The 14,554-nt window shown below is 46.4% G+C and carries 12 protein-coding genes; 9 read left to right on the top strand and 3 right to left on the bottom strand.

The features are described from left to right. Positions 1-51 precede the first annotated feature (51 nt). A complete protein-coding gene (locus FEM55_RS09260) occupies positions 52-528 on the top strand; it encodes a hypothetical protein (protein ID WP_229209220.1) in 477 nt (158 codons plus the stop codon). Positions 529-601: 73 nt separating this feature from the next. On the opposite strand, the gene FEM55_RS09255 is transcribed toward FEM55_RS09260, so the two are convergent. The 3 genes from FEM55_RS09255 to FEM55_RS09245 all read right to left on the bottom strand — a co-directional run bounded on the left by FEM55_RS09255 (position 602) and on the right by FEM55_RS09245 (position 4,649). Continuing rightward, a complete protein-coding gene (locus FEM55_RS09255; RefSeq protein WP_138281048.1) occupies positions 602-1,504 on the bottom strand; it encodes a sugar phosphate isomerase/epimerase family protein in 903 nt (300 codons plus the stop codon). Positions 1,505-1,507: 3 nt separating this feature from the next. Further along, positions 1,508-2,767 carry a Gfo/Idh/MocA family protein gene (locus tag FEM55_RS09250; RefSeq protein WP_138281654.1) on the bottom strand — a complete coding sequence of 420 codons (1,260 nt, stop codon included), beginning with the start codon at positions 2,765-2,767 and terminating at the stop codon, positions 1,508-1,510. A 355-nt stretch (positions 2,768-3,122) separates the two neighbouring features. Continuing rightward, positions 3,123-4,649, bottom strand: a complete 1,527-nt coding sequence (locus FEM55_RS09245; protein WP_138281047.1) for a S8 family serine peptidase — start codon at positions 4,647-4,649, stop codon at positions 3,123-3,125. A gap of 163 nt (positions 4,650-4,812) precedes the next feature. On the opposite strand from FEM55_RS09245, the gene FEM55_RS09240 reads away from it, so the two are divergent. From FEM55_RS09240 to FEM55_RS09205, 8 genes are all read left to right on the top strand, one after another. Then, the gene (locus FEM55_RS09240; protein WP_138281046.1) at positions 4,813-6,102 is read left to right on the top strand and encodes an aminopeptidase P family protein; all 1,290 of its coding nucleotides are present in this window, start codon (positions 4,813-4,815) and stop codon (positions 6,100-6,102) included. Positions 6,103-6,384: 282 nt separating this feature from the next. Further along, on the top strand, positions 6,385-7,233 hold the full coding sequence (locus tag FEM55_RS09235) for an EboA domain-containing protein (RefSeq protein WP_138281045.1): 849 nt from the start codon (positions 6,385-6,387) through the stop codon (positions 7,231-7,233). A 13-nt stretch (positions 7,234-7,246) separates the two neighbouring features. Further along, complete coding sequence (locus tag FEM55_RS09230) at positions 7,247-8,275, top strand: TatD family hydrolase (protein ID WP_138281044.1); 1,029 nt, start codon at positions 7,247-7,249, stop codon at positions 8,273-8,275. 1 nt (position 8,276) lies between these two features. After that, positions 8,277-9,146 (top strand): UbiA-like protein EboC, encoded by an 870-nt coding sequence (eboC, locus tag FEM55_RS09225; protein ID WP_171036521.1) that lies wholly within the window; start codon positions 8,277-8,279, stop codon positions 9,144-9,146. A gap of 154 nt (positions 9,147-9,300) precedes the next feature. Continuing rightward, the gene (locus tag FEM55_RS09220; RefSeq protein WP_138281043.1) at positions 9,301-10,479 is read left to right on the top strand and encodes a 3-dehydroquinate synthase; all 1,179 of its coding nucleotides are present in this window, start codon (positions 9,301-9,303) and stop codon (positions 10,477-10,479) included. A gap of 35 nt (positions 10,480-10,514) precedes the next feature. Next, positions 10,515-11,717 (top strand): metabolite traffic protein EboE, encoded by a 1,203-nt coding sequence (gene eboE / locus FEM55_RS09215; RefSeq protein WP_138281042.1) that lies wholly within the window; start codon positions 10,515-10,517, stop codon positions 11,715-11,717. Then, positions 11,710-13,074 carry an alkaline phosphatase family protein gene (locus FEM55_RS09210; RefSeq protein ID WP_138281041.1) on the top strand — a complete coding sequence of 455 codons (1,365 nt, stop codon included), beginning with the start codon at positions 11,710-11,712 and terminating at the stop codon, positions 13,072-13,074. Before eboE ends, FEM55_RS09210 begins: the two co-directional genes overlap by 8 nt. Before the next feature lie 195 nt (positions 13,075-13,269). Further along, complete coding sequence (locus tag FEM55_RS09205) at positions 13,270-14,481, top strand: saccharopine dehydrogenase family protein (protein ID WP_138281040.1); 1,212 nt, start codon at positions 13,270-13,272, stop codon at positions 14,479-14,481. Positions 14,482-14,554 lie beyond the last annotated feature (73 nt).

Here is a 14,554-nt window from a genome sequence, read left to right as displayed (position 1 = left end):
TTAATGCAAATAACAAAGGTATATTGCAAAACAGTGACGACCTTGAACCAAATGATCCTTGCCATGAAATATTACAGCTTCTTCATTTTACTGGCCGTGCTTGCCTGTAACCAACAGAATAATCAGGATAACCAGGAAGAACCGTCCATGAAGGTTGTCAATGACACAATCAATCTGGAAAGGACGTCTGTAAATTCCGCGCCTGTGGCGAGTTACTCCGAAAAGGTAAAAGATCCGCTGAATGACTGGAAATTTGCCGTTGATGTGTATGAAACAAAAGCAACTTTCGATTTTCTGGTAAAAATGAAATACAAGGAACTGGAAGCTGAAGATTCGATAACGATTCCGAATTTCGGCATTGAACCTAAAGTGGAAATCCGGAAAGGCGACAAGGAACAATCGTGCATTATCGGTTTTCTGGATAAAAACAAGGAATTCAAATCCTACAAACTGGTACAGATCACTAACAAGCAACTGAAAATTTCAACTTTGCGGCATTATGCAAGAACGCGTTACAAGGTAAAATGAACGTTTCTCCAAAGCGCTATAAAGCAAAAGAGCCTGAAATTTCAGGCTCTTTTGCTTTGGTAAAATAATATGATCACGCTTTAAAAACTTCGTCCATTTTCTCACGGATCGTCAGCAGCCGTTTCCGGTCTCCGCCTGCCACTTCCGCAGAAGCCCAGCCGGAATACCCGATTTTCTGAAGCGCCTTGTTTACATCGGACCAGTTGCAGTCGCCTTCCATAAACTCAACGTCAAAGCCTTTCCAGAGGCCAAGCTCGTTTTGTTTCTTAAAGCTGAATTCTTTCAGATCCAGTTTCAGGATGCGCTTGTCCAGTGCTTCAATCCAGGAAGCAGGCCAGCTGTAACGCAGAACATTTCCTACATCGAAATACCAGCCGACCATTGGATGATTGAACTCGTCGACATAACGCGCGGCTTCCAGTGGGCTCAGCAAAAATTGGTTCCAGACATTTTCAAAAGCGATTTTAACGCCTGTTTCTTCTGCAACCGGCAACAGCTTGCGGATTTCCGCCTGCGAACGCTCGTATGCCTCCTTGTAACTCACGCTTGCATTAACGACACCCGGCACAACCAGAACCGTTGTTCCGCCATATTGCTTGGTATCGCGCAATGCCTTTTCAATGGATTTCACGCATTCTTCCCTTTTCTTCGGATCAGGATCGGATAGCGGCAGTTTCCAGTGCATCGAATTGACAGTTCCCGGCAGTTCCAGACCTGTTTTATCCCTTGCTGCCAACACTTCTTTCATGTCCAGATTATCCGGTGAATCCAGTTCGACGCCGTCATAACCCAGATCTTTCAGGAGCTTGAACTTGTCCATAATGGAAAGTTCTTCTTTGACCATTCCCCATTTCAGACTTTTTTTGATCATCGGTCTGGCCAGCGGGGCGGCCATGGCGTCGGAAACAAGCGTAGTTCCCACTGCTGCGGCCGTAGCCGCCAATGCAGTGTTTTTCAGAAATTCCCTTCTTTGCATATATTACGAGAAAGCAGTGATACCAGGTTTGGCAACTTCAACAACCGGCGGCTTCATATCGAAGCTGTATGTGTCCGGTCCGAGTTTTTCCGTCGAGTTCATTGCTTCATTCCAGGTAATGCGCTTTCCGGTGTAAGCAGCCATTCTTCCCATAATGGCAAGAAGTGTGCTTTGCGCCATGAATTCGCCGTCATTCACATGCTTTCCGCTTCGGATGGAAGCAAACAGTTCGTTATGTTCTGTCTGGTACATATCGTTTTGTGCACCTTCGTATTTCCATGGATTCTGTCCGTAGATTTCGTGTACGTTACGCGCACAGTTCACCATTGCACGGCCTTTTGTTCCGATCGTTTCCACCAGATAGCTGTTTTCGCAGTTGGCCTGCTGTCTGGAATGATGGAATCCTTTTACGCCGTTTTCGTATTCATACGTTACGGCAAAATGGTCAAAGATATTTCCGAACAATGCATCCGTACGAACTTGTCTTCCGCCGGTCCCAACGCATGACAAAGGCAGCTTTCCACCCATTGCCCACGACATCATGTCGATACTGTGAACGGCCTGTTCCACGATATGATCTCCTGCCAGCCAGGTATAGTAAGTCCAGTTACGCAATACATATTCGGCATCTGTCCAGCCGGCTACGCGCGGGAACGACCAGAGTGTTCCGGTATCATACGTGTTGTAAACAGCAGAAATATCGCCTACTGCGCCGTCCAGGATTTTTCCGAAGCTGGCACGTTTCGGCTCATGGTATCTCCAGCAAAAGCCGGACATCAAGGATACATTTTTTTGTTTGGCAAGCTTTGCCGCGTCAAGGACTTTACGAACGCCGGGAGCGTCAACCGCAACTGGTTTTTCACAGAATACGTGTTTTCCAGCATTGATTGCAGCAGTAAGGTGCTCGGGGCGGAAATGCGGCGGAGTAGCCAGAATCACCACATCAACGCCGGAATCCAGCACTTTTTTGAATGCATCAAACCCGATGAACTTGTGGCCTTCGTCTACCTTTACTTTTGCGCCATGCACTTTGGTCAGGTTTTCAAGCGACGAATCCATTTTGTCCTTGAAAATATCGCCCATTGCATGCAGTACAACGTTTGGATCAGCTTTCAGGGCCTGGTTTGCAGCACCGGAACCGCGTCCGCCGCAACCGATCAAACCAACTTTCAGCGTTTCGCTGTTCACACCGGCGAATGCGCGGTTCGGATTAAGAATGGTGACAGCAGGCATTGCGCTGCCGGCAAGTGCGAGTCCTGCCATTTTCAGAACGTCTCTTCTGGATGTACTCATTATTATCAGGGATTAGGTAAATAGTTTTGAACAATTGCGCCTGAATTTTTAATTACCAACTCAAATTCAGGGGTTTTACGAGATATAAAGATAACGAATATGTTATTTTTTTCTGCTAATATAAGTCTAAATTCCTTTTGCGTGTTCGATCACACACAAAAGTTTATAATGCCGGTTTGTATTTTTGCAGTTTATATATTCGGCAACTGTTAGTCCGGCGGATTTAACCATTTCAGCACCTGCTTCGAAAAAGCTGTTTGATAAAGCGTTAAGGATATAAAAAGCTGCAATTCCAAAAGCATGCATTAACAAACCGGGAACTTCGTCAATTCCACTGCACTTCCACAACCGAATCTTTCAGATCAATGGTTGTAAATCGTTCGCCGTTCTGGCGTTTGAGTGAAATCCTGCCGTTCTGTATTTTTCCAACCTGCTGCGATAAAACGTCCTTATCATTCTTTTTCCGGTAAATCGCAACCAGCGAATCCGGACTGACGACTTCTATTTCACACGTACGGCCGCTTGCCGTAACAAGCCTTGAATTGTTGGGCAGATAAGGTGCTTTTGCCAGTGCAAGCGCACGGGAAGCCAGCGGTACGCCGTAGCCGACGTAATTATTTCCGTACGGATACAAATGCGCCGACTTTTCGATCAGCGAAAGCAGTTCCTTGTTGGTCAGGTTTGGATTGGCCTGTAAAAGGCAGGCTGCGAAACCCGTAATGACCGGCGCGGAAAGCGAGGTTCCGTATAGTGAAAAACAGGAAACATTAGGCTTTACATAAGGTAAAAATTCTGGTCCGGTGCTGCTGTAACCAATGCGGTTCCACAACTTCCCGTTTGTTGCACCCACAGCCAGAACGCCCTGCGCATCGGCCGGCGCGGATATGATTTCCCAGCTTTTATCCTCGCCTTCATTGCCTGCGGAAACGATCAGCATAATCCCTTTCTTGTCTGAAGCAATCTGTGCGGCACGCGTTATAGCACTTGTTTTTCCGTCCATTTGCGAAGGAACATAATTTTCTTTCGGGTCTGAAAAGCCTTTTGCATAGCCAAGCGAAGTATTGATCAGGCGCACGCCCAGACTGTCCATCCATTCCATGGCGGCAATCCAGTTATCCTCTTCGCCTCTGTATTCGCGGAGCGAGTAATCGGTCCGGGCCAGATAAAATTTTGCGTTGATCGCCATTCCGTACTGCATCTGATCCTTGTAATCCATTCCGGAAATCGCAGCCAGCACTTCCGTTCCGTGCATGTCTGAAAATGATTCCGCCGTACTGAACAGCAGATTTCCCGGGCGGCCGGGTTTTACATAATCGCGTATGCCCAGAATTCTGTTATTTGAAAAAATTTTAGTCAGCGACATGGAAGAATCCGCCCCGTAAAAGCCCGCATCAATCACACCAATCGTTACGTCTTTTGCCGTAATGCCTTCTTTCAGGAATACATTGGCCTGAACCTGCGACATAACGGGCGCCATCTGCGCTTTTTCAACCGGCTGCATACGGGCAATATAAAATCCCGGATCAATCGGAACGACTTCCTGTACAAAATCCAGCTGGCGCACTTTCATGGCCTGCTCGCTTGTAAGTGTCGCGGAGACGGCATTCAGCCATCTGGAACGGTTTATGATTTTTACGGATTCATTCTGAAGAGCAACTTCATACTCCCGTTTTACCGGCAGATCGGTTTCATCAGCACTGACAAGCCCGAGTTTTTGTCTGTTTTCCATAGTAAGCATGGAAACGGCCGGCGCAGCATTCTGATCTTTATTTTTGAGATAAATCCAGTATTTGGGACTTGCAGATAATATACAAGGAAGGAAAGTGAAAGCAAGTAAAAGAAATTTTTTCATGGAGCTGGATGTATAGTTGGTTTTTCCCGGCTAAATAAAAATAAAAAATCGGGCAGCGGCAAAATTTGTCAATGAAGAATATTAAGTCTGTCCATTCTGATAATTCCGAACAAGATAAACGTAATTTTACAAAATAAATTACCAGTTACAAAAAATACACAACATGCGTTACTTCCCTGTTGACAAATCCCTGTTTATCGAAAACCGCCGGCGTCTTTCCGAATTGCTGAAACCCAAGTCTTTGGTTGTACTGAATTCCAATGACATCATGCCGACGAGTGCGGACGGTTCCATGGGCTTCAAGCAAAACCCGGATTTATTTTACTTGACAGGCGTTGATCAGGAAGAAACGGTTCTGGTTATTTCTCCGGATCATCCCGATGAAAAGTTCAGGGAAGTGCTTTTTGTGAGAGAAACCAATGAACTGATCGCGGTTTGGGAAGGCGAAAAACTGACGAAGGAACAAGCGCGTGAAGTATCGGGAATCCAATCGGTTTACTGGACGCATCAATATGAAACCATTTTTCAGGGAATCGTTTTCGAGGCCGAAAACGTGTATCTGAACACCAACGAGCATACGCGCAACGACTCTCCCGTACAAACGCGGGAAGCGCGTTTTGTCCGTGAATTCAGGGAAAAATACCCGGTTCATAATCTTGTGCGCCTTGCTCCGATCATGCATCACCTGCGTGCCATCAAACAGCCTGCTGAAATCGGGTTACTGCAGAAAGCGTGTGAAATTACAGGAAAGGGTTTTGAACGATTACTGGGATTTGTAAAGCCGGGCGTTCAGGAATTTGAAGTGGAAGCCGAGCTGCTGCATGAATTTGTGCGTAGCCGTTCCAAAGGATTTTCGTATCAGCCGATCATCGCTTCCGGCGCAAATGCATGCATTTTGCATTACATTCAAAATAACCAGCCCTGCAAGGACGGCGATATATTATTACTGGATGTGGCTGCCGAATATGCCAATTACGGTGCCGATCTGACCAGAAGCATTCCGGTAAACGGACGTTTCAGCAAACGCCAGCGCGAGGTTTATGACGCTGTTCTGCGTGTGTTCAAGGCATCAAAAAGTATGCTTGTAACGGGTAATATCTGGGACGAATATCACAAAGAAGTAGGAAAAATCATGGAAAGTGAGCTGTTCGGACTGGGTTTGCTGACCAAGGAAGCCATTGAAAAACAGGACCCCGACTGGCCGGCCTATAAAAAATATTTCCCGCACGGCACTTCGCATTTTCTCGGTCTGGATATCCATGATGTCGGAAACAAATACCGCCGTTTTGAACCCGGAATGGTTTTCACCTGCGAGCCGGGCATTTACATCAGGGAAGAAGGACTAGGAATCCGTCTGGAAAACGATATTCTGATCACGGAAGACGGCAATCTGGATCTGATGAGCTTTATTCCGATTGAAGCGGATGAAATTGAAGATATGATGAACCGCTAAGGATTTCTTGTGGACAGAAACAATGGAAACTGTTGTACAAATGCAGAAATATCTTTTCGGAACGGAAATCCTGAAACCAGGTTCTTAAAGCAGCAATGACATTAGATTTTCATTAAAACTGGCAACAATCATGCTTTTAAATGAGTCTTCCGAAAGACAAAAGCGTTATAATAGCAGTAACGTAAACTTATAGAAGCAATAAGTTTTTAATTTTTAAACAACACACAACAGCAGACGGATTACATGATCAATTTCGGTAATCCGGTATCCGTTTCATACGTTATGTCTGATTTTATAAAACAAAAACTCTGGGAAATAATTATCCTGAACACCTCGGCTCAGGAAGCCGAATGGCTGCGGCAAAAAAGCACTTCCAGCCCGATGGAACTGATGACGGGATTTGTAGCCGTCCCGCGCTCCGTCTCCAAAAAAATCATCAGCATCCCCGCACAGGTTCAGGCGGAACTGAATGCAGAGCTTAAAGGCTTTTCCGTTGAAAACTGGTCACTTGCGAGGCTGAGCCGCGTATGGCTGCTGACACAAATAGACGCTTCGGACAAGGAAGCATATGTCAAAAATATCGAGACGCTTTTTGATACGGCTGAAATGAATGAACTCGTGGCACTTTACTCCGCATTGCCGTTGCTTTCGTTTCCGGAACAATGGCTTTTCCGGGCAACGGATGCCGTTCGTTCCAATATGGGCTTTGTTTTTGATGCCATTGCCTTGCGTAACCCGTATCCGGAAAAATACTTCTCCGAACTTGCCTGGAACCAGCTCGTACTGAAAACGATCTTTAACGACAAGCCTGTGCACCTGATCGAAGGACTTGAAAACCGGGCCAATGAAAAACTGGCTGCAACACTTTCCGACTTCGCGCATGAACGCTGGGCGGCCGGACGTAGCGTTGGTCCGCAGGTATGGCGGCTGGTCGGAAAATACATCAATGAAACCTTGCTGTCGGATATGGAACATCTGTTTCAGTCGAATGATCCTGCTGACCGGAAAGCTGCGGCACTGGCCTGTGCAGAATCGGATTTTCCTGCTGCAAAAGATTTACTAGCCCGTAACCATGAGCTTGAAAATGCTGTGAAATCCGGATCGCTGAACTGGGCGGAACTTGAATACTGATCATTAATATACTATGTGCCTGAATCATAACGAAAATACACAAAACCCTTCTCACTTTGAAGAAAGTGAGGAAGCCAATGTCTCGCCCGCACACCGCGAAATTGCCTGGAACGAATACAAGGACCTGATCAAAGGAATGCAGTTTTTCGATCCGCATATTCACATGGTTTCGCGTACGACAGACGATTACGAAGCCATGCGTCAGGCGGGAATCATTGCACTCATCGAGCCCGCATTCTGGGTAGGGCAACCGCGTACAGGACTTTCCAGTTTCAAGGATTATTACAGCAGTCTGGTCGGTTGGGAACGGTTCCGTTCTTCGCAGTTCGGGATCAAGCATTACTGTACGATGGGCCTGAATTCCCGGGAAGCAAACAATGAACCGCTTGCTGAACAGGTCATGGAAATCCTGCCGCTTTACATTTACAAGGAAGGCGTCGTCGGAGTCGGCGAAATCGGTTTTGATGACCAGACGCCTGCCGAGGAAAAATATTACCGTCTCCAGCTTGAACTGGCCAAAGAGGCAAAACTTCCTGTTCAGATCCATACGCCGCATCGTGACAAAAAGAAGGGAACGATACGCAGCATGGAAATTGCTTTGGAACACGGAATCGATCCGTCGTGGGTAATTATTGATCATAACAATGAAGAAACGGTAAAAAGTGTGCTGGATAACGGATTCTGGGCGGCTTTCACGATTTATCCGTTTACCAAAATGGGAAATGAGCGAATGGTGAAAGTGGTGGAACAATACGGACCTGAACGCATTATGGTCAACTCGGCGGCCGACTGGGGTATTTCCGATCCGCTCGCCATTCCTAAAACGGCTGCTTTAATGAAAATGAGAGGAATTCCGGACGAAACAATCAGACTTGTAACGTATCAGAATGCCATCGATGCCTTTGGTAAAAGCGGACAAATAGACGTTACTGATTTTGAGGCCGGGCATGCAGTGGATCAGTCAGCCAAATTTCACGGAAACAGTATTTTGAGAGGCGGTCAGCAGCCGGCTTCTGCCAAAGATTCTTTAGTTATTCGATAAAGTGAGCAGTTTAAAACCTTATATTCAATTAACAAGGCCGGCTAATCTGGTCACTGCAGTTGCGGACATACTGGCCGGAATGGCCATTGCACAGTTTACTTTCGCTGATCTTCCGGCAGGATTGCTGGTCATTTCCACTTTGGGATTGTACAGCGGCGGCGTTGTGATGAATGATGTTTTTGATGCCAAGCTGGACAGCATCGAACGTCCGGAGCGACCGATTCCCAGCGGGAAAGTTCCGCTGAGATCTGCAACGCTGATGGGCATCAGCCTTTTGTTCCTTGGCATACTGGCGGCAGCCATGTTCAGCTTCACAAGCGGAATGATTGCGCTCGTTGTGGCGGTGCTGACGATTATATACAACCGGTTTGCCAAGCATTCCGTTTTTCTCGGGCCCTTGTTTATGGGTTTGTGCCGCGGCGGAAACCTGCTTCTGGGCATGAGCGTGGTACCGGAATCTTTTGATAAATGGGGCTGGATTGCATTGCTGCCCATTGCCTACATCGGCGCCATTACGCTGATCAGCCAGGATGAAGTACACGGCGGAAAACGCCGGACGCTTTACATAGCCGCATTTCTTTATCTGATCGTACTGGTTTCCCAGCTGGCAATTGCACGCAGTCAGGGCAATATTCTTTTAACACTCCCTTTTGTACTGCTGCATGCATGGCTCATCGGGCGTCCGTTATGGAATGCAGTTCAAAACCCGGTTGGGCCGATGATCGGGAAAGCAGTGAAAGCGGGTGTGATTTACCTTATTGTCATGAATGCATCATGGTGCGTGGCATTCGGGTTATGGCCGGTTGCGCTTGCGGTTATGGCTTTGCTGCCGTTGTCCATCTGGCTGGCGAAAGCGTTTGCCGTAACCTGATTTTTCACCCCTGAATAATGGTTTTTTATCCCAAATGAGTCATTATTAAACAAGTTGAGAATTAAATTTGATCAGGCATCGTTTAGGTAAAAATGCCTTTATTCAACGTTTAGTTAGTACAGCCCTTTTAATTTCAATTAGTACCGAGAGCGGAATGCAAACCATACAACAAAGTTTTAAAGTCGAATACAGTTACGCTGTATTTTTCACACATTATCTGTTTGACCAGAAAAACCCGTTACTGAAAAATTTCTTCAATGATTATTCCGAACAGGGTTTTCAGCGCAAGGCACTGGTTATAGCGGATGAAGGATTTCTGCATCATCATCCTGAAATTCCGGGTCAGATCAGTTCCTATTTCAGTGAATCCGTTCCGCAGGTACAGCTGGCTTCGGAAATCATATCGGTTCCGGGCGGAGAAACGGCAAAAAATGATATCAATACTTTTAACCGGCTTGTAGAAGCGGTGGATATGTACGGCATTGACAGGCATTCTTTTATTATTGCCATTGGCGGAGGCGCCGTTCTTGACCTTGTGGGCTATGCAGCAGCCGTTTCGCACCGCGGTATCAAGCTGATCCGCATACCGACAACCGTACTTTCACAGAATGACTCGGGCGTTGGCGTAAAAAACAGCATCAACTTTCACGGCAAGAAGAATTTTCTCGGAACATTCGCACCGCCCGTCGCCGTATTCAATGACCTTACTTTCCTGAAAAGCCTCGACGACCGTGACTGGCGCTCAGGCATTGCGGAAGCCATTAAAGTTGCACTTATTAAAGATGCTGCTTTTTTCGAATGGATGGAAGAACATGTCGTTGCACTTGCGCACCGCGATACGGAATCCATGGCTTATCTGATTCACCGCTGCGCCGAAATGCACACGGACCATATTGCAGGCGGCGATCCTTTTGAATTCGGTTCTTCGCGGCCGCTGGATTTCGGGCACTGGGCTGCACACAAGCTGGAATACCTGACCAACTTTGAAATCCGTCATGGCGAAGCTGTTGCCATCGGTATTGCACTGGACTGCGTATATGCGGCCAAAGCCGGCAGATTGGCGGAAGCAGACCTTAACCGTATTCTGGAGGTAATGCACAAGCTGGGTTTTGAATTATATCATCCGAAACTTTCGGAAAACGACAAAATCAATCTGCGAAACGGCCTGCAGGAATTCCGCGAACATCTTGGCGGACAGTTGACGATCATGCTGCTGGATAAAATCGGAAAAGGAACAGAAGTGCATGAACTGGATACCGGAATTATTTCGGATGCCGTGGATTTCCTGTCTGCGTTTCAGTCTCAATTAACCGAATCAAAGGTACTGGAATAATTATTAGTGCGCCAGAAGCTGAAACCCATTGAACTATGAACACTCCGTACGGACATTTAACCTATTGCAGCAACATTCATCCGGGCGAAAAATGGGCCGACCATTTCCGATCCCTGCGTGAAAATATTCCTTACATTCGTGAGCAGCTTGCCGGAAATGAGCCGTTCGGACTTGGTTTGCGCATTGCAAACGATGCTTCCGTTGAGCTCAGCAAACCGGAAGTACTGGCTGAATTCAAAAGCTGGCTGCAGGAAAACAACGTTTATGTTTTTGTGATCAACGGTTTTCCTTATGGCGGTTTTCATAACACGGTTGTAAAAGACGATGTGCATACGCCGGACTGGACTACAACCGACCGGCTTGTGTATACAATCCGGCTTTTCAATATTCTTGCGGCATTGCTTCCGGAAGGAATGCACGGCGGTGTTTCCACGCCGCCTTTGTCGTACCGGCTCTGGTGGCAAACGGAGGAAGAAAAACACGGAGCTGTAGAAACGGCAACGAGTCATATTCTTCATTTGCTTGACAAGCTGATCATTCTGGAAAATGAAACCGGAAAGTCTCTTCATCTGGACATTGAACCCGAACCGGACGGCATGCTGGACAACACAACCGATTTTATAAACTGGTACCGCAATGTTCTTTTGCCAAAAGGCATTGCGCATCTGGAAAAGACAAACGGACTTTCCGCTTCAGAAGCCAGAGAAACGATCTTAAAACATATTCAGCTCTGCTACGATATCTGTCATGCAGCCGTAGGTTACGAACAACCGGAAGAAATCCTGCAATCGCTTGCTGAAACGGGCATTCAGGTCGGACGGATTCAGGTGAGCTCGGCATTGAAGGTGAATTTTTCAAATGAAAAGGAAATCAAACTGAAAGCAATCGAAAACTTCAACGAGCCTGTTTATCTGCATCAGGTTGTTGCAAGAAATTCTGATAACAGTAAAAAACATTACCCCGATCTTGACAAAGCGCTTTCCGACTGGAATGAAAGTCAGGAAGAATGGCGTGTACATTTTCATGTTCCGCTGTTTATAAATACGTACGGCGTTCTGGAATCCACGCAGGACGACATTATAAAAACACTCGCGCTTCATCGTGAAAAGCCTTTTTCTTCCTTCCTTGAGGTTGAAACTTATACTTGGGGCGTGTTGCCCGAAGACATGCAGAAACCGATCGGCGAATCCATCGTCAGGGAAATTGAATGGGTGAAGAAAATACTCCGTTATGAATAAAACAGTCGTAATTGACATTGTAGGACTCAGTTCCAGCGTAATCGGCGAACATACGCCTTTCTTGAAAAGCTATCTTGAAAAACATCACCTCACGCGGATCAAGCCGCTGCTTCCGGCACTAACGACCACTTCGCAAAGTACTTATGTAACAGGCAAATGGCCTTCCGAAAACGGGATCGTGGCAAATGGCTGGTATGATCGCGAAGATTCCGAAGTGAAGTTCTGGAAACAATCCAACAAACTGGTAAAAGGGGAAAAAATATGGGAAGCGGCCAAAAAGCTGGACACGGATTTCACCTGCGCAAAAATGTTCTGGTGGTATAATATGTATTCGAGCGCCGATTTTTCGGTAACACCGCGTCCTCAGTATCATGCCGACGGCGTAAAAGCGCCCGACTGCTACTCCAACCCGCCCGAACTGCGCGATGAACTGCAGAAAGATCTTGGCCAGTTTCCATTGTTCAATTTTTGGGGGCCGAATGCCAATATCAAAGCAACAAAATGGATTGCGGATTCTTCCATGTGGGTCGAAAAAAAGCACAATCCGACATTGACATTAATATATCTTCCTCATCTTGATTATTGTCTGCAGAAGTTCGGGCCTGATTTTTCAAAGATCACCAAAGAACTGAACGAAATTGACAATACAGTGGAAGAACTGGTCAAATTCTACGAAGCTAGAAATGCAAAAGTAATTCTGCTTTCCGAGTACGGTATCAATCCAGTAAACAACCCGATCCATATCAACCGGCTTTTAAGAGAGGCAGGGCTTGTTTCCGTTCGAACAGAGCGTTGGTACGAACTGCTGGATGCAGGCGTTTCCAAAGCATTTTCTGTTTCCGATCATCAGATTGCACACATTTATCTGAACGACGAAACGGTGAAAGAACAGGTTTTGAATATTCTCAGAAAAACACCGGGCATTGATCTTGTTCTGAACAAAGAAGCTCAGAAACAATATCATATTGACCACGAACGCTCCGGAGACATTGTGGTGCTGGCCAAGCCCGACAGCTGGTTTACTTATTATTACTGGCTCGACGATGCAAAAGCACCGGATTACGCGCATCTTGTAGACATTCACCGCAAGCCCGGTTACGATCCTGTTGAAATGTTTATGGACCCGAAAAACCCGCTGATCAAATTGCGCGCGGGGTACAAGCTGGGCCGTAAGCTGCTCGGTTTCCGTTATCTGATGGATGTCATTCCGCTGGATGCGACGCTGATCAAAGGTTCTCACGGCGGCATCAATGTTTCCAAAGAATATTATCCCGTTTGCATTACGGAAAATGCGCTTGAAAAAGAGGAAATTGAAGCTATTGACGTTTACGATGTAATCTGGAAACATCTGGTTTAGAAAGCGTTCCCGGCTTTTTATCATTCTATCGTATTGCTGCATTAACCGGCTTCTTTGATCTTCTGAAAAGAAGGGTTTAAATTCTTTGTCCGCGAAAATTGAAAAGTTAGCCGGCCATTCTATATTTGCCGGTAGTTTAAAACAGACTTGCCGTTGTAAAACCAGGCAGTCCGTCAGGTAATTAAAATATATATTATGTCCAAGGTTCTAATTATTGGTGCAGGAGGCGTTGGCAGTGTGGTTGCACATAAATGTGCGCTTAACAGTCAGGTTTTCACAGAAATTATGCTGGCAAGCCGTACCAAAGCCAAATGCGATAAAATAGCAGCCGAGATTCTCGAAATGCACGGCGTAAGTATCGAAACTGCTCAGGTGGATGCTGATATTGTTTCTGAAACCGTGTTGCTGATCAAACGCTTTCAGCCAAAAGTACTCATTAACGTGGCATTGCCTTATCAGGATCTGACCATTATGGAAGCTTGCCTGGCGACCGGCGTTCATTATCTGGATACGGCCAATTACGAGCCGAAAGATGTGGCCAAGTTTGAATACAGCTGGCAATGGGCTTATCAGGAACGATTCAGGGAAGCCGGGTTAATGGCTGTACTCGGCTGTGGTTTTGATCCCGGCGTGACGCAGGTTTATACCGCATATGCCAACAAACATCATTTTGACGAGATGCATTATCTGGACATCATCGACTGCAATGCCGGTGATCACGGAAAAGCATTTGCAACGAACTTTAACCCGGAAATTAATATCCGGGAAATTACGCAGCCCGGCCGTTACTGGGAAAACGGCGAATGGGTTGAAATTCCGGCCATGTCCATCCACAAACCGATTGACTATCCGGGAATCGGGCCGAAAGAAAGTTATGTGCTGTATCATGAAGAGCTGGAATCGCTTGTGAAAAATTTTCCTACGCTGAAAAGGGCACGTTTCTGGATGACGTTCGGCCAGGCTTACATTACGCATTTGAATGTGCTCGAAAATGTCGGCATGACCAGCATACATCCGATCAAGTTCAAAGGCATTGACATTGTTCCGCTGGAATTTTTGAAAGCAGTACTTCCGGCTCCGGATTCGCTGGGTGAAAATTATTCCGGCCAGACTTCAATCGGCTGCCAGATCAAAGGCATTCAGAACGGCGAAGAAAAAACGTATTATGTGTGGAACAACTGCGACCATGCAAAGTGCTATGAAGAAGTAAGAGCGCAGGCCGTAAGTTATACAACCGGAGTTCCCGCCATGATCGGCGCCATGCTGATGCTTACGAATGAAGAATGGATGAAACCGGGTGTTTATAATGTAGAGGAACTGAATCCCGATCCGTTTATGGATTTACTGAATCAGCACGGCCTTCCCTGGAATGAACTCATCAATGTTGCACTCCCGCATGAGTACTGATTTGTTATGCTGAGCGAAGTCGAGGCGTAGTCATGGATTGTTATTTTTAGTCATGGATTGTCAGTTGTAGTCA

This window comes from Dyadobacter sediminis (assembly GCF_005860765.1).
GTDB classification, from domain to species: domain Bacteria; phylum Bacteroidota; class Bacteroidia; order Cytophagales; family Spirosomataceae; genus Dyadobacter; species Dyadobacter sediminis.
Note: the sequence above shows the minus strand (reverse complement) of the source record. Positions and strands in the feature narration are given on the sequence as shown.